Genomic DNA, 14,151 nt, shown 5'->3' on the forward strand with positions numbered 1-14,151 from the left:
CTCGCCGTACCCGTCGAGGGTGTACGAGCCGGGCTGGTCCCAGTTGGCGGTCAGGATCGGGGTGAGAGTGGTGCTCATGCCTCGGGCGCCTTCCATCCGTTGGCCTTGGCGACCTTCAGACCCTCCAGCGACGCGCCGGCGGCCGACGGGCCCTCGCCCGCGCGGTCGTCGGGCAGTCCGGCGAGCACGCGCGAGGCTTCCTTGAAGGTGCACAGCCGCTGCGGGCCGCGCGTCGGGCGGACGTCCTTGCCGGCGCGCAGGTCGTCGACCAGCTGCTTGGCCGACTCAGGAGTCTGGTTGTCGAAGAACTCCCAGTTGACCATCATGACCGGGGCGAAGTCGCAGGCCGCGTTGCACTCGAGGCGCTCCAGCGAGACCTTGCCGTCGGAGGTCACCTCCTCGTGGCCGACGCCGACGTGCTCCGACAGCTCTTCCCAGATCTGGTCGCCGCCCATGACGGCGCAGAGCGCGTTGATGCAGACGCCCACGTGGTAGTCGCCGGCGGGCTTGCGCTTGTACATGGTGTAGAAGGTCGCGACGCCCGTGACCTCGGCCTTGCTGATGCCGAGCATCTCGGCGCAGAACTCCTGGCCGTCGTCGGAGACGTAGCCGTCCTCCGACTGCACGAGGTGGAGCAGCGGCAGCAGGGCCGACCGCGTCTTCGGGTAACGGCCGATGATCTCCTTGGCGTCCCGTTCAAGACGCTCCCGGATTTCCGGTGAATATGTCACCGGTCCACACCTCCCATGACGGGGTCGATAGAAGCCACCGCGGCGATCACGTCGGCGACCTGGCCGCCCTCCGCCATCGCGGGGAAGGCCTGCAGGTTGCAGAAGGACGGCTCGCGGAAGTGCACGCGGTAGGGGCGGGTGCCGCCGTCGCTGACCACGTGGGCGCCGAGCTCGCCCTTGGGCGACTCGATGCTGGCGTACGCCTGACCGGCCGGCACCCGGAACCCCTCGGTCACCAGCTTGAAGTGGTGGATGAGGGCCTCCATGGAGGTGCCCATGATGTGCGCGATGTGGTCGGGCGAGTTGCCGAACCCGTCGGGGCCGAGCGCGAGCTGCGCGGGCCAGCCGATCTTCTTGTCCTCGATCATGACGGGCTCGCCCTTGAGCGGGCCGGCGATCCGGTCGAGAGCCTGCTCAATGATCTTGAGCGACTCCTCCATCTCCTTCATGCGGACGAGGTAGCGCGAGTAGACGTCGCAGCCGCGCTCGGTGGCGACGTCGAACTCGTACGTCTCGTAGCCGCAGTAGGGCTGCGACTTGCGCAGGTCCCACGGGAGGCCGGCGGCGCGCAGGATCGGGCCGGTGACGCCGAGCGCCATGCAGCCGGTCAGGTCGAGGTAGCCGACGTCCTTGGTACGGCGCACGTAGACCGGGTTGGCGTCGAGGAGCTTGCGGATGTCCTTGATCCGCTTGGGCATCTCCTTGAGGAACTCGCCGATCTTGTCGACCGCGCCCGCGGGCAGGTCGACGCTCACGCCGCCCGGCCGGATGTAGGCGTGGTTCATGCGCAGACCGGTGATGTACTCGAACAGGTCCATGATCATTTCGCGATCGCGGTACCCGAAGAGGAACGGCGTCGTCGCGCCCAGCTCCATGCCGAACGTGCCCATGGCCACCAGGTGCGAGGAGATGCGGTTGAGCTCCATCATCAGCACGCGGATGGCCTGCGCCCGGTCAGGGATGCGGTCGGTGATGCCGAGCAGCTTCTCCACGCCGAGGCAGTACGCCGTCTCGTTGAAGATCGGCGAGAGGTAGTCCATGCGGGTCACGAACGTGGTGCCCTGCGTCCACGTCCGGAACTCCATGTTCTTCTCGATGCCGGTGTGCAGGTAACCGATGACGCTGCGCGCCTCGGTCACCGTCTCGCCGTCGAGCGTCAGCACGAGCCGGAGCACGCCGTGCGTGGACGGGTGCTGCGGGCCCATGTTGACGACGAGGCGCTCGTCCTCGGTATCACGCACGCCCGCGACGACCTGGTCCCAGTCGGCGCCGTTGACCGAGTAGACCTTGCCCTCGGTGGCCTCGTCATAAGCGGTGCTCATGAGTAGCTCCTCCTCTGGTCGGGCGACGGGATGGTGGCGCCGCGGTATTCGACCGGGATGCCGCCCAGCGGGTAGTCCTTGCGCTGGGGGTGACCGTCCCAGTCGTCCGGCATCATGATCCGGGTGAGCGCGGGGTGACCGTCGAAAACGATGCCGAAGAAGTCGTACGTCTCGCGCTCATGCCAGTCGTGACCAGGGTAAACGCCCACGGTCGATGGAATGTGCGGGTCGCTGTCCGGGCAGCTCACCTCGAGGCGCACGCGCCTGTTGTGGGTGATCGAGCACAGGTGGTAGACGGCGTGCAGCTCCTCGCCCGTCAGGTACGGGTAGTGCACCCCAGAGACGCCGAGCGACAGCTCGAAGCGCAGGGCGGGGTCGTCGCGCAGCTTCTGGGAGACCTCGACCAGGCGCTCGCGCTTGACGTGCAGGGTCAACTCGCCGCGGTCGACGACCACGCGCTCGATGGCGTCGTCGAGCCCGAGGCTGTCGACGATCTCGTCGAAGTAGCTGCCGTACGGACGCGGCGTCGCGAGCTGCGGCTGGCGGCGGACGACGAGGCCGCCGTAGCCGGAGGTGTCGCCGGAGTCCTGGGCGCCGAACATGCCGTGCCGGGCGACCGGCGGCTCCTGCGCCTGCGGTACGTCGGGAACCTGAGCGTCAGGGACCTCAGGGAGGTTGTCGGGCGAGGTCACTTCGCGGCCCCCTGATCGATCAGCGGCAGCGTGCGCAGCGCCTGCAGCTCGAGGTCCTCGATCTGCTTGGCGCGGTGGGCGCCGAACTTCATGTTCTGGATCTTGTCGTGCAGCTTCACGATCGCGTCGATCAGCATCTCGGGCCGCGGCGGGCAGCCGGGCAGGTAGATGTCGACCGGCACGACGTGGTCGACGCCCTGCACGATGGCGTAGTTGTTGAACATGCCGCCGCTGGAGGCGCACACGCCCATGGAGATGACCCACTTGGGCTCGGCCATCTGGTCGTAGATCTGGCGGAGCACGGGGGCCATCTTCTGCGACACGCGACCGGCCACGATCATGAGGTCGGCCTGGCGAGGAGACGCCGAAGCGCGCTCCATGCCGAAGCGCGCGAGGTCGTAGTGGGGGCCACCCGTGGCCATCAGCTCGATGGCGCAGCACGCGAGGCCGAACGTGGCCGGCCACACGGAGCTCTTACGCGCCCACCCGGCGGCGGCCTCGACCGTGCTGAGGATGAACCCGCTGGGGAGTTTCTCTTCAAGTCCCATTTTCAGTCCCAGTCCAGACCCTTGCGGCGCCACACGTACGCGTAGGCGACGAGCACGGTGACGATGAACAGAACCATCTCGACGAGCCCGAACAGTCCGAGGCCGGAGAAGATTTGCTGGCCCGCGTCGTTCGTCTGCTGCGCGAACGAGACCGCCCACGGGTAGAGGAAGATGATCTCGATGTCGAAGACGATGAAGAGCATCGCCGTGATCATGTATTTGAGCGGGAACCGTCCACCACCGACAGGCTGGGGCGTCGGCTCGATACCGCATTCGTAGGCGTCGAGCTTGGCGCGGTTCCAGCGCTTGGGACCGGTGAAGGGAGCGATGGCGACCGAGAAGATCGCGAAGCCCCCCGCGAGAACGGCGAGCACCAGGATGGGCACGTAAAGGTCCATCGCTACGCCTCCTCTGGAGTCGCCGTGCGCGCGGGCGCGCAGGCGGATCTGTGAGTAGTGAGATTCATGCTGGTGGCGCGACCTTCGAGAGTGCGTTGATGATCATGTCCGACGCATCGCCTCGCCGGTCGGTGAGATTACCAAGGAGTTTGAGCGCGAAGCGCATCAGCCTCGGGTGAGGCAGTCCGTGCCTGGTGCCGACGCTCATGACACCGGGCTTCCCGATCGCCTCGACGAACCATCGGCCCAGGGTGAAGTAGCCGCCGTAGGCGTCCTTCAGCACCTGAGGATAGGTCCGCAGGATCCGCTCGCGCTGCGCGGGCGTGGTGCCCTTGAGCGCCTTGGCGATGATCTCGGCGGCGATCTCGCCCGTCTCCATGGCGTAGGCGATGCCCTCGCCGTTGAACGGGTTGATCGATCCGCCGGAGTCTCCGACGAGCACCAGGCCGCGGGTGTAGTGCGGCTGGCGGTTGAAGGCCATCGGGAGCGCGGCGCCGCGGATGGGCCCCGTCATGTTCTCCTCGGTGAAGCCCCATTCCTCAGGCATCGACCGGCACCAGCGCCGCAACAGGTCGCGGTAGTCGATGTTCTTGAACTGGGCGCTCGTGTTGAGCAGCCCGAGCCCGACGTTGGCGGTGCCGTCGCCGACGCCGAAGACCCAGCCGTAGCCGGGCAGCAGCGTGTCGCCGTCCCGCAGCTCCAGCCAGGTCTCGAGGTAGTCGTCGTCGTGACGCGGGCTCTCGAAGTAGGTGCGCACGGCCACGCCCATCGGGCGGTCCTCGCGCTTGTGCAGGCCCATGCCGAGGGCGAGGCGGGTGCTGTTGCCGTCGGCGGCCACGACCACGCGGCCGCGGTACTCGCGGCCGTCCTTGGTGGTCACGCCGACGATGTGGCCGCTGCGGTCGTCGAGCACCGGACCGGTGACGGTGGTGCCCTCCATGAGGCGCGCGCCGTTCTTGACCGCGTTGGCGGCCATGATCTCGTCGAAGTCCTGGCGCGTGCGGACGAGCCCGAAGTCGGGGAATCGTTCAAGCTGCGGCCAGTCGAGCTCGAAGCGCAGGCCGCCGCCGACGACGCGCAGGCCCTTGTTACGGATCCAGCCGGGCGCGTCGATGTCGATGCCCATGTTGAGCAGTTGCCTGACGGCACGCGGGGTCAGGCCGTCGCCGCAGACCTTCTCCCTGGGGAACCGGGTCTTCTCGAGCAGCAGCACGTCGTACCCCGCGCGGGCGAGGTAGAAGGCGGTGGCGGAGCCGGCGGGACCTGCGCCGACGACGATGACGTCGGCATCGACAGTGCTCATGGGCGCGCCTGCTTCCCCGTTCGTGCGCTCAGACATCGCGGTCTCGCGGCGGGTCGGCGGGCGGCTGTTGGCACGGTCACTGGACTGTCCTGTCCCTACACGCTCGAAGGCCTCGGGGTTTGGCGCCTTCGTTCCTTTGTGAACCCCTTCACAAACTTATCGGCCCGCAGTCTACTGCTTTTCGCGTACATAGTGGCAGCCGGGGGCCCAGGCGTGTGATCGGTGTGGACGGCGTGCCGGCTGGGCCGCAAGCTCATGATCATCATTGTGGTGCGGCGGCCGGGCGGCGCCCGCCGGGGACGGGGCGCCCGATGGACGACGCAACCCCTGCCGCCGCGCGGATTCGCGGGCCTCCGCAGCTCAGCACCGCCTCTCCGGCGGTGGAACGGCCGGCGGATTTCACCGGCCGGCTGCGAGATTCTCCGAATCGTTACCGGACGAGGTGATTTGAATTTCAACGAAAACTCCGGCCACGCGGCAGGGGGCGCTGAATTGCGCGTGTCCCGTACGTCCGTCCCGGCATTACGGTTTGGTGAAAAATCGTATTTCGGGGACCCCGTACGGCGAGTCGCGAAATTTCAGGCCGGCTTGAAGCCCCGGTGCATGGCGACGATGCCCATCGTGAGGTTGCGCCAGGCGACCCGCTCCCAACCGGCCCGCTGCACGATGCGGGCCAGCGTGGGCTGGTCGGGCCAGTCGCGGATCGACTCGGCGAGGTACTCGTAGGAGTCGTCGTTGGACCCGAACACCTGGGCCACCTTGGGCAGCAGCTTCATCAGGTATTCGCGGTAGACGAGGTCGAACGGCGCGAACGTCACGTGGGAGAACTCGAGGACCACCAGCCGCCCGCCCGGCCTGGTCACCCGCAGCATCTCGCGCAGCGCCGCCTCGGTGTCGTGCACGTTGCGCAGCGCCACCGAGATCGTCACCGCGTCGAACGCGTCGTCGGCGAACGGCAGCCGCATCGCGTCACCCGCGACGAACGGCACGCCCGGGCCGCTCAGCGCGTTGCCGCCGTGGCGGCGCACACCGGTGCGCAGCATGCCGAGGGAGAAGTCGGAGGCGATCGCCCGCGCGCCCAGCGTGGTGAACGCGTCGGTCGAGGTGCCGGTGCCGGCCCCGAGGTCGAGCACGAGCTCGCCCGGCCCCGCGTCGACGGCCGCGGCGACCGCCTTGCGCCAGAGCCGCACCTGGCCCAGCGAGATCACGTCATTGACCAGGTCATAACGCCGGGCGGTGCGATCGAACATCGCAGCGACCTCGTCCGGCTGTTTGTCCAACTGAGCGCGCGTCATGACGCACAGCCTATGGGGACGGCCGGGCCGTCCTCGCGCCTCCCCGGCCTACACGTGATCAACGTAAAGTAGCCGCACGTTTACAGAACGTCTGCTAGATATTGGCGAATGCTTGCTCGTGTCGCCCTTGCGGCGTTCATCGCCACAGCCCCCGTCGCGCACACCGGCATCGTCTCGGCGAACCCGGTCGACAACACGCCCCACGTGCTCGACGGCATCGTCAACGCGATCACCGTCGTGGGTCGCACCGTGGTCGTCGGCGGCTCGTTCGGCGAGGTCAGCGACGCTGCGCGGCGCACGGTCCACGCCCGCTCCAATCTCTTCGCGTACGACCTGGTCACCGGCCGCATCCTGACCGGCTTCGCGCCCGACGTGGGCGGGCCCGTCCACGCCCTGGCCCCCGGCGACGGCGGCACCGTCTACGTCGGCGGCGACTTCTGGGGCGTCAACCACCGCACGCCCCGAGCGCTGGCCCGGCTGAGCCTGTCCGACGGCTCCAGCGTGTCCGGTTTCACACCGAACGTCGGCGGCGGCATGGTCACGACGCTGGCCAGGCAGGGCTCGCGGCTCTACGTCGGCGGCGACTTCATCACCCCGCGCACCGCGCTGGCCCGGCTCAACGCCACCACGGGCGCGGCCGACCCGTCGTTCGCCGTCACGCCAGGGCGGTCGCTGGCCTCACAGGTGAAGGTGCACGCCCTCGCGCTCTCGCGCGACAGGCTGCTCGTCGACGGCTCGTTCACCACGCTCGACGGCAAGTCACGGCCGCAGCTCGGCCTCATCGACGTGAGCGGCCGCACGGCCAAGGTCGCCCCCTGGCGCTCCGACACCTACGCCGCCAAGTGCGCCGACGAGTTCCCCTCGTACGTACGGGGCCTCGACTTCGCCCCCGACGGGCGCTATTTCGTGGTCGTCACCACGGGCGGCACGAAGGGCGGCATCTGCGACACGGCCGCCAGGTTCGAGACGTATGCCAAGGGCTCGAAGATCAAGCCGACCTGGGTCAACGCCACCGGAGGCGACTCTCTCTACTCGGTCGCGGTGACCGGCGCCGCGGTCTACGTCGGCGGGCACCAGCGCTGGCTGGACAACCCGAAGGGCCGCGACTCGGCCGGGCCCGGCGCGGTGCCGCGGCCGGGCATCGGGGCCATTCACCCCGGCACAGGAAAGGCCCTGAGTTGGAATCCGACCCGCGAGCGCGGCATCGGGGTGAAGGCGTTTCACGCCCACAGCCGCGGCCTCCTCGTCGGAAGCGACACGACGAGGCTCGGACGGGAGTACCATGCCCGGATTGGCATGTTCCCCCGAACCTAGTCGCTTTGCGGCTTCGGGCGGTTGATCCTGTTGCTGATGCGTTCGCTCATGGCGTCACGCTGCTTCGACAGCAGGACGTAGCTCACCACGCCGCTGATCACAAAGGACGCGACGATCAGCACGAACGGGTTACTGAGGCCGAGCAGGAGCAGAAGACCACCTGTCACGACAAACAACAGGACCCGCAACAGGGTGTAAACGAGAACTGGACGCACACCCACGAGGTTACTCGGACTCGGCCTCAGGTCGCTCTTCGCATCTGGCGCGGGCACTGCTAGTGTTCCCAGTTAGGGAGTTTCGTAAAGAAACACCCACGAGAGCCCCAAAGAGGCTCTATCATATAACAATCGGGCAGTCAGCTGATAACAACCCGTGATCTTTGTAGAAAACCACGGATAAATCAGGCTTCGCTCGACACACTGGTTACCTGTCCGCCCGCTGGCAGGAAGCGGGATGCGAGGGGGAGAGATTGGTGGAGAGTAGCAGCGAGCGTCTGCTGACGCCGGGAGAGGTTGCCGCCCTCTTCCGGGTTGACCCAAAGACGGTTACACGCTGGGCAGCGGCAGGCCGCATCAGCAGTATCCGCACCCCCGGAGGGCACCGGCGCTTCCGCGAGTCGGAAGTCCACGCCCTTCTCCGAGGCGAGGACGTTCTCACGGCCGACAGGCCTGCAGGTGAGTCCCCGCGCGTCTGACGTTCCGTCACGGTGACCTTGCGTCAGGTGGGCCGTCCACAACGGTTCCGCCGCGGGAGCAACCTCTGTCCCGATCGCAAGGCTCACCGCTGGCGGAACCCACTGTTCGTGTGCTTCCCGGCGACACTTCGGCACGGCGGAGCACGGGGCGGCGCCATCCGCCGACCGTGGCTGGCGCCTGTCCGTCGCTCGTTCGAGCCCCACGTTGACGCCCCTTCGCGCAGGCCCCTCGTTCAGGTCTCGTCCTGCTGGGCCTTGTAGGCCAGGAACTCCCGTTCCAGCTCGTCGTTCTCCTCTTCCCAGCGCCGGCGGCGCAGCAGCGCCTCCTCCTCGGTCAGCGACTCGGGCAGCCACTGCTCGTAGTCGGGGTCACCTGGCAGGACCTCCACGTACGCGTTGCCGATCAGACGCCCGTCCTCGCTGGTCAGGCTCCTCGGCACGCGAAGGGTCCCGTCCGCGAGCCGGATGACGTACATCGCCGATCACCTAGATTCCGTAGCGCCGGTTGAAGAACAGCATGATGTCGAGCGCCATGCGGGTGTCGCCACCGAGCATGTCCACGAGCGCGGGACGCTGGCGTGCGGCGATCGCGGCGAAGGCGTCGGCGAAGAACTCCTTGCGGCCGAGCCCGCCTCCCTGGCGGTGGAACATCGAGGCCAGCAGCGGCTGGGCCGCCTCGTAGAGACGCACGAACTCCGGGGAGTCGGAGACCCAGGTGCCGTACGCCGCGTCGATGTCGTCGATGGCGTGGCCGACCTCGTGCATCATCACGTCCGGCGTGGGTGAAGGACGGTCCCCCACCACGATCTTGCGGTCGCCGTACGCGCCCGCGCAGATGTCCCAGGTGGCCCGCCCCGACGGGAGCGGGGCGCCGCGCAGGTACCCCATGTCGTCGAGGTCGGGGACGCCTCCCGCGCCGACGTAGATGCCTTCCAGCCCGTCGGCCAGCTTGTCCTTCAGCCGGTCGGGCAGCCGTGCGAGGCTCTCCACGGCCCGTACGCTCTCCGGCGGCGGCGGGCCCTGCTGGGCGTCCCACTGGCGGTGCAGGATCTCCTCCAGCCGGCCGCAGTGGAGCAACCCGTCGCCCAGCGAGGGGGCGTCCGGCCGGTGCGGCCTGGCCTCGGCGGGGCCGTCGTCGAGCTCGAAGTCGTACCAGGTGTGGCGAGGGCGCTCGGCCACGGCCGCGGGCAGGCGTTCGTGGCGCTCGCGCGGGCCGTCCCAGCTCGCCCGCCGCCGCTCGGGACCCTGCCAGGAAGACTCAGGTCCCTGCCAGGGAGATTCGGGTCCCTGCCAGGGAGACTCGGGACCCTGCCCGGAGGACGACTCGCGCCTCTGCCCGAATAATCCCTGCCCAGGAGGCTTGTTCCCGGCCTGTCCCGGGTACGTGCGGACGCCCCTCAGCTCGCTCTCACCCGGCCGCCGCCGCTGTTCGGGGCCGTCGTGCCCCCGGCCCGTCTCGCGTGCCTCCTGACGCCTCTGACGGACGCTGGACCAGAACGAGCGCTCGGTGTCGGGGGCCTCGGTCCGGCGCGAGAACAGGTAGGAGCCGCGTCGCCACCAACGACCGCGCCGATGTCGGCCCTTGTCCTGAGAAAAGGCCATCGTCACCTCTGCACGCCTATGGAGCCCCGTGGGCACCGCCGCATCGGTTTCCACCGTACGACGTGGATCATCCGGTGGTCACCCGATGTGAGACATCGGACCGCACAAACAGTCCTGTGCATGGCTTACAGTTCGGGCATGGCAGGTGTTCTCATCGGACTGGCGCTGCTGGCCTTCTGGCTCTTCTCCCTCTTCGACGTCATGACGACACCCGAAGACGAGGTCAGGAACGTGCCAAAGGCGCTCTGGATCCTGGTCGTCATCCTCATCCCGCTGCTCGGCGGTGTCGTGTGGATCGCGCGCGGACGCCCCCGGGCGCCTCGGCAGGCGTGGCCGGTGCCGCCGGGCCCGGGCGCGCCGAAGGGGCCGGACGACGACCCCGACTTCCTGCGCGACCTCGACCGCCGCATGCGCGGCGACGACGTGAACTGACGAGCCTTCCCCGGATCAGTCGACGTCCGCGTAACTGTGCAGGCCGCTGATGAAGATGTTGACCCCGACCAGGTTGAACAGCAGGCAGCCGAACGCCACCAGCTGCACGATCGTCGACGCCCGGCCCTTCCAGCCCGCCGTCGCCTTCGCGTGCAGGTAGGCCGCGTAGGCGACCCAGGTGATGAACGACCAGACCTCCTTGGGGTCCCAGCCCCAGTAGCGGCCCCACGCCCGGTCGGCCCAGAGCGCACCCGCGATGACGGCGAACGTCCACAGCGGGAACGAGAACACGATCGCCCGGTGAGCCACCCGCTCCAGGTCCTCCCGCGACGGCAGCCGCGACAGCCCGTCGCCGCGCAGCAGGTAGAGCACGCCGGTGACGCCCGCCAGCGTGAACAGGCCGCTCGCGATGATGGCGGCGGTCACGTGGATGGCGATCCAGTACGAGTCGAGCGCCGGCACCACCGGGCCGGCGGCGGTGTAGAAGATCTTCGAGGCCAGGCCCAGGCCCAGGGCGGCGGTGACCATGACGAAGCCGCCGAGGAACCGGATGTTGTGCCGGATCTGGGTGATGAGGAACGCCGACACTGCGGCGAACGAGATCGCGACCACGAACTCGTACATGTTGCCCCACGGCCACCGGTCGACCGAGAGGCCGCGGGTGACGATGGCGCCGAAGTTGGCGGCCCAGCCCAGCCACGCCAGCACGAGGGCGACCCTGCCGGCCTGCGCGGCGAAGCGCGGCGGCTCCGCACCGGCGGGCGCCGGTGCGGGTTCGCTCTCGCTCACGGCGGGAGCCCCGCCCGCGCCGACCGCGACTGGCTGCCTGGCGTCGGCCTTGGCCACCGCCTTGCCCGGACGGGCCCGCCCGAAGGCCAGCTCGGTCGCGAACGCGATCATGGCGACGACGTAGAGCAGAACCGCGGCGACGACGAACAGGTCGCTCAGCTCGGCGAGTTGCTCAGCGGACATTCTTCTCTCCTGCTGATAGAACCTGAACGATCTCGGCGAACTCCTCGGCGAAGCCCGCCGCGGAGCCCTCTGTACGGGTCAACCCGCCCACGTCGACCCTGCCTCCGCCGACCCGGACGAAGACCCTGCGCCGGCGGATCATGAGCGAGAGCGCGATGCCCAGCACGGCCGCGGCGGCGGCCAGCAGCGCGGGCAGGCGCCCTGGGTCGTAGGCCGTCTGGAGCGTGATCCACTGCTTGACCCCGGTGAACTCGAGCTTGCCGAGCCCGTCGGGGAGGTCGACCGACTGGCCCACGGCCAGCGGCTTCGGCACGTCCTTGCCCATGAGCAGCGGCTTGAGCTTCTTCAGCACCTCGGGCTCGGCCAGCGTGTAGACCGACTGCGGCTCACCCGAACGCAGCCCGAGGTCGCCGGTGAAGGCGCCGAGCAGCTGCACCTGGGGGTTGAGCTCGCCGGGGAAGGCCGACCGGTAGGTGCCGTCGGTCATCGGCACGCTGGTGGGCAGGAACTGCAGGAGGAACCCCAGCTGCCCCGGCTGCGCGTCGGGCACCTTGACCACGCAGCCCGAGGTCATCGACCCCTTGTCCTCGATCAGGCAGGGCACGGGCCCGTCGAAGGCCACCTGCCCCTTACCGTCGACGACCTTGAAGACGGGCGCGTAGCCGTTGCCGATGAGGTACGTCTGCGTGCCGTTGATCTCGAGCGGGTCGTTGACCTTGAGCGTGTAGTCGCGCGCCGGAGCCTGCGGCGAGTCGTTGACCTTGAGGTGGGCCTCGTAGTCGAGCGCCTGCCCCCGCTTGTCGCCGGTGACCTGGTAGGCGACGTCGAACTTGTCGAGCGTGAACGAGAACGGCTCCAGCGACTCGGCGGAGACCTGGCTGCCCGGGATGAACCGGTCGTAGGCGGCCACGGTGTTGGCGAACCCGTCGCCCTCGACCACGAGGACGTTGCCGCGGTAGCCGTACAGGGAGCCGGCTCCGATCGCGAGCAGGATGCCGAGCAGGGCGATGTGGAAGACCAGGTTGCCCGTCTCGCGCAGGAGGCCCTTCTCCGCCGAGACCCAGCCGTCGCCGGTCACGACCCGGAAGCGCAGCTTGCGCAGCCGCCGCGCGACCTCCTCGACGCCGAGGTCGCCGTCGAAGGAGGCGGTGTGCGGCAGGCGCGACAGCCGCTTCGGCGCGGCGGGCGGCTTGCGCCGCAGCTCGCGCGCGTAGACGAGGAGGCGCGGGACGATGCAGCCGATCAGCGAGGTGAACAGCAGCAGATAGATCGCCGCGAACCAGACGGAGGTGAAGACCTCGAAGAGCTGGAAGCGGTCGTACCACTCGGCGAGGGTCGGGTTCTGCTGGTAGAGGCGGGCGACCTTGTCGGGGTCGACGCCGCGCTGTGGCACCAGCGAGCCGGGCACCGAGCCGAGGGCGAGCAGGAAGAGCAGGATCAGCGCCGTCTTCATCGAGGTGAGCGTGCGCCAGGCCCAGCGCAGCCAGCCCACCGGCCCGAGCCCCACGTGCTGAGGCTCCTGCTCCTTCTCCAGCTCCTGGACGCTCATCAGATCACCGGCTCGAAGGCGCCGATCAGTCCTTGCATGGCGGCGATCATCTCTCCCCAGAGGCCGCTCACCAGCAGCACGCCGACGGCGACCATCATGCCGCCGCCGATGCGGGTGATCAGGCGCGAGTGCTTGCGGATGGCGCGGAACGTGCGCAGCGCCCGGCTGTAGGCGAGGGCCGCGCCCACGAACGGCAGCCCGAGCCCCAGCGCGTACGCGACGGCGAGCAGGGCGCCCCGCGTGGCGCTGCCCTCGTTGAGGCCGAGCGCGAGCACGACTGCCAGGGTGGGACCGATGCAGGGCGTCCAGCCGAGCCCGAACACCACGCCGAGCAGCGGCGCGCCCGCGAGGCCCGCGGCGGGCACGCGGTGGATGCGCACGTCGCGCATGAGCCCAGGCAGCACGCCGAGGAACGCGAGGCCCAGCACGATGGTGAGCACGCCGAGGACGCGCGTGATGATCTCGGCGTTGCCGAGCATGACCGAGCCGAGCCCGCCGAACAGCGCCCCGCTGAGCACGAACACCAGCCCGAACCCGGCCACGAACAGCACGGTGCCGAGCACGAGCCGCCCCCGCCTGGGGTCGGCGCTCATGCCGGTGACGTACGACAGGTAGCCGGGCACCAGGGGCAGCACGCACGGCGACAGGAACGACACCACCCCGGCCAGCACCGCGATCGGCACGGCGAGCAGCAGCGAGCCGGAGGCGACGACCTCATTCATCGCGCACCTTGACCACCGTGTCGTACAGGTCGGTGTACTTGACCGCGCCGAGCGCGCGGGCCGCGATCCGGCCCTGCTTGTCGATGACCAGCGTGGACGGGATGGCCGCGGGCGGGACGGTGCCCTGGAAGGCCAGCGCGACCTTGCCCGGCTGGTCGAAGATGTGGGGGTAACCGGTCTGCTCGTTGCGCTCGAACGCCTTGGCGTCGGCCTCGCGGTCCTTGAAGTCGACGCCGAGGAACTGCACGCCGGTGTCCTTGGTCTTGGTCGCCACTTCCTTGAGCACCGGGGCCTCGGCCCGGCAGGGGCCGCACCACGAGGCCCAGAAATTGAGCACCACGACCTTGCCCTTGTACGCGGCGAGCGAGGCGGTGGCGCCGTCGAGGGTCGGCCCTTCGACGACGGGCGCCGGCTGACGGTCGGCGGCGTCGAACACCTGCATCTTGCCGTCACCCGCGACGAACCGGGTGTCGCCCGCCTGCGGCTGGCCTCCCTGGTTGCCGGCGCATCCCCCGGCCAGCACGGGAAGGACCAGAAGAGCGAGGGTGAGGGTCTTGGCGCGCACGGAGGAAGATCT

At 69.1% G+C, this 14,151-nt stretch carries 17 protein-coding genes; 3 read left to right on the forward strand and 14 right to left on the reverse strand.

Annotation, left to right across the window (positions count from 1 at the left end; genetic code table 11):
* Positions 1-74 precede the first annotated feature (74 nt).
* The 7 genes from nuoE to BLR04_RS29020 form a co-directional block, all read right to left on the reverse strand.
* The gene (nuoE, locus tag BLR04_RS28990) at positions 75-731 is read right to left on the reverse strand and encodes an NADH-quinone oxidoreductase subunit NuoE (RefSeq protein ID WP_090771191.1); all 657 of its coding nucleotides are present in this window, start codon (positions 729-731) and stop codon (positions 75-77) included.
* Positions 728-2,053: an NADH-quinone oxidoreductase subunit D gene (locus BLR04_RS28995; RefSeq protein WP_090771193.1), complete on the reverse strand. Its 1,326-nt coding sequence runs from the start codon at positions 2,051-2,053 to the stop codon at positions 728-730. Before BLR04_RS28995 ends, nuoE begins: the two co-directional genes overlap by 4 nt.
* Complete coding sequence (locus tag BLR04_RS29000; protein WP_090771195.1) at positions 2,050-2,745, reverse strand: NADH-quinone oxidoreductase subunit C; 696 nt, start codon at positions 2,743-2,745, stop codon at positions 2,050-2,052. The genes BLR04_RS28995 and BLR04_RS29000 overlap by 4 nt, the downstream gene beginning before the upstream one ends.
* Complete coding sequence (locus BLR04_RS29005; RefSeq protein ID WP_090771197.1) at positions 2,742-3,293, reverse strand: NuoB/complex I 20 kDa subunit family protein; 552 nt, start codon at positions 3,291-3,293, stop codon at positions 2,742-2,744. The genes BLR04_RS29000 and BLR04_RS29005 overlap by 4 nt, the downstream gene beginning before the upstream one ends.
* Positions 3,294-3,295: 2 nt before the next feature.
* Entirely contained in the window at positions 3,296-3,691 is a 396-nt protein-coding gene (locus tag BLR04_RS29010; RefSeq protein ID WP_090771199.1) for an NADH-quinone oxidoreductase subunit A, read from the reverse strand.
* 64 nt (positions 3,692-3,755) lie between these two features.
* Entirely contained in the window at positions 3,756-4,994 is a 1,239-nt protein-coding gene (locus tag BLR04_RS29015; RefSeq protein ID WP_090771202.1) for a geranylgeranyl reductase family protein, read from the reverse strand.
* 578 nt (positions 4,995-5,572) lie between these two features.
* On the reverse strand, positions 5,573-6,289 hold the full coding sequence (locus tag BLR04_RS29020; protein WP_090771204.1) for a demethylmenaquinone methyltransferase: 717 nt from the start codon (positions 6,287-6,289) through the stop codon (positions 5,573-5,575).
* 108 nt (positions 6,290-6,397) lie between these two features.
* Between BLR04_RS29020 and BLR04_RS29025 the strand changes: the two genes are divergently transcribed.
* Complete coding sequence (locus tag BLR04_RS29025; RefSeq protein ID WP_090771207.1) at positions 6,398-7,603, forward strand: hypothetical protein; 1,206 nt, start codon at positions 6,398-6,400, stop codon at positions 7,601-7,603.
* Here BLR04_RS29025 and BLR04_RS29030 read toward each other — a convergent pair.
* Entirely contained in the window at positions 7,600-7,818 is a 219-nt protein-coding gene (locus tag BLR04_RS29030) for a DUF4229 domain-containing protein (protein WP_090771209.1), read from the reverse strand. The two genes, BLR04_RS29025 and BLR04_RS29030, sit on opposite strands and share 4 nt — an antisense overlap.
* 257 nt (positions 7,819-8,075) lie before the next feature.
* On the opposite strand from BLR04_RS29030, the gene BLR04_RS29035 reads away from it, so the two are divergent.
* Positions 8,076-8,297: a BldC family transcriptional regulator gene (locus tag BLR04_RS29035; RefSeq protein ID WP_026214226.1), complete on the forward strand. Its 222-nt coding sequence runs from the start codon at positions 8,076-8,078 to the stop codon at positions 8,295-8,297.
* Positions 8,298-8,530: 233 nt separating this feature from the next.
* Here BLR04_RS29035 and BLR04_RS29040 read toward each other — a convergent pair whose 3' ends face one another.
* Positions 8,531-8,773, reverse strand: a complete 243-nt coding sequence (locus BLR04_RS29040; protein WP_090771211.1) for a hypothetical protein — start codon at positions 8,771-8,773, stop codon at positions 8,531-8,533.
* A 10-nt stretch (positions 8,774-8,783) separates the two neighbouring features.
* Positions 8,784-9,899: a hypothetical protein gene (locus BLR04_RS29045; RefSeq protein WP_090771213.1), complete on the reverse strand. Its 1,116-nt coding sequence runs from the start codon at positions 9,897-9,899 to the stop codon at positions 8,784-8,786.
* Between the two features lie 138 nt (positions 9,900-10,037).
* Here BLR04_RS29045 and BLR04_RS29050 point away from each other — a divergent pair, with 138 nt between their 5' ends.
* Positions 10,038-10,331: a PLD nuclease N-terminal domain-containing protein gene (locus BLR04_RS29050; RefSeq protein WP_090771398.1), complete on the forward strand. Its 294-nt coding sequence runs from the start codon at positions 10,038-10,040 to the stop codon at positions 10,329-10,331.
* 15 nt (positions 10,332-10,346) lie between these two features.
* On the opposite strand, the gene ccsB is transcribed toward BLR04_RS29050, so the two are convergent.
* Genes ccsB through BLR04_RS29070 form a run of 4 tightly spaced genes read right to left on the reverse strand, consistent with a single transcriptional unit; the run spans position 10,347 to position 14,139 of the window.
* Positions 10,347-11,303: a c-type cytochrome biogenesis protein CcsB gene (gene ccsB / locus BLR04_RS29055; protein WP_090771215.1), complete on the reverse strand. Its 957-nt coding sequence runs from the start codon at positions 11,301-11,303 to the stop codon at positions 10,347-10,349.
* Positions 11,293-12,852, reverse strand: a complete 1,560-nt coding sequence (resB, locus tag BLR04_RS29060) for a cytochrome c biogenesis protein ResB (protein ID WP_090771217.1) — start codon at positions 12,850-12,852, stop codon at positions 11,293-11,295. The genes ccsB and resB overlap by 11 nt, the downstream gene beginning before the upstream one ends.
* On the reverse strand, positions 12,852-13,574 hold the full coding sequence (locus BLR04_RS29065; RefSeq protein ID WP_090771220.1) for a cytochrome c biogenesis CcdA family protein: 723 nt from the start codon (positions 13,572-13,574) through the stop codon (positions 12,852-12,854). The genes resB and BLR04_RS29065 overlap by 1 nt, the downstream gene beginning before the upstream one ends.
* Positions 13,567-14,139 (reverse strand): TlpA family protein disulfide reductase, encoded by a 573-nt coding sequence (locus tag BLR04_RS29070; protein WP_245740638.1) that lies wholly within the window; start codon positions 14,137-14,139, stop codon positions 13,567-13,569. The genes BLR04_RS29065 and BLR04_RS29070 overlap by 8 nt, the downstream gene beginning before the upstream one ends.
* Between the last annotated feature and the right edge of the window lie 12 nt (positions 14,140-14,151).

Source organism: Nonomuraea maritima, from assembly GCF_900100395.1.
GTDB lineage: Bacteria > Actinomycetota > Actinomycetes > Streptosporangiales > Streptosporangiaceae > Nonomuraea > Nonomuraea maritima.

Bases quoted from the DNA above. Each gene is read 5' to 3' on its own strand.
- resB (WP_090771217.1), bottom strand. From the start codon at position 12,852: ATGAGCGTCCAGGAGCTGGAGAAGGAGCAGGAGCCTCAGCACGTGGGG.
- BLR04_RS29015 (WP_090771202.1), bottom strand. From the start codon at position 4,994: ATGAGCACTGTCGATGCCGACGTCATCGTCGTCGGCGCAGGTCCCGCC.
- BLR04_RS29025 (WP_090771207.1), top strand. From the start codon at position 6,398: ATGCTTGCTCGTGTCGCCCTTGCGGCGTTCATCGCCACAGCCCCCGTC.
- BLR04_RS29005 (WP_090771197.1), bottom strand. From the start codon at position 3,293: ATGGGACTTGAAGAGAAACTCCCCAGCGGGTTCATCCTCAGCACGGTC.
- BLR04_RS29020 (WP_090771204.1), bottom strand. From the start codon at position 6,289: ATGACGCGCGCTCAGTTGGACAAACAGCCGGACGAGGTCGCTGCGATG.
- BLR04_RS29065 (WP_090771220.1), bottom strand. From the start codon at position 13,574: ATGAATGAGGTCGTCGCCTCCGGCTCGCTGCTGCTCGCCGTGCCGATC.
- BLR04_RS29010 (WP_090771199.1), bottom strand. From the start codon at position 3,691: ATGGACCTTTACGTGCCCATCCTGGTGCTCGCCGTTCTCGCGGGGGGC.
- BLR04_RS29045 (WP_090771213.1), bottom strand. From the start codon at position 9,899: ATGGCCTTTTCTCAGGACAAGGGCCGACATCGGCGCGGTCGTTGGTGG.
- ccsB (WP_090771215.1), bottom strand. From the start codon at position 11,303: ATGTCCGCTGAGCAACTCGCCGAGCTGAGCGACCTGTTCGTCGTCGCC.
- BLR04_RS29050 (WP_090771398.1), top strand. From the start codon at position 10,038: ATGGCAGGTGTTCTCATCGGACTGGCGCTGCTGGCCTTCTGGCTCTTC.
- BLR04_RS29040 (WP_090771211.1), bottom strand. From the start codon at position 8,773: ATGTACGTCATCCGGCTCGCGGACGGGACCCTTCGCGTGCCGAGGAGC.
- BLR04_RS28995 (WP_090771193.1), bottom strand. From the start codon at position 2,053: ATGAGCACCGCTTATGACGAGGCCACCGAGGGCAAGGTCTACTCGGTC.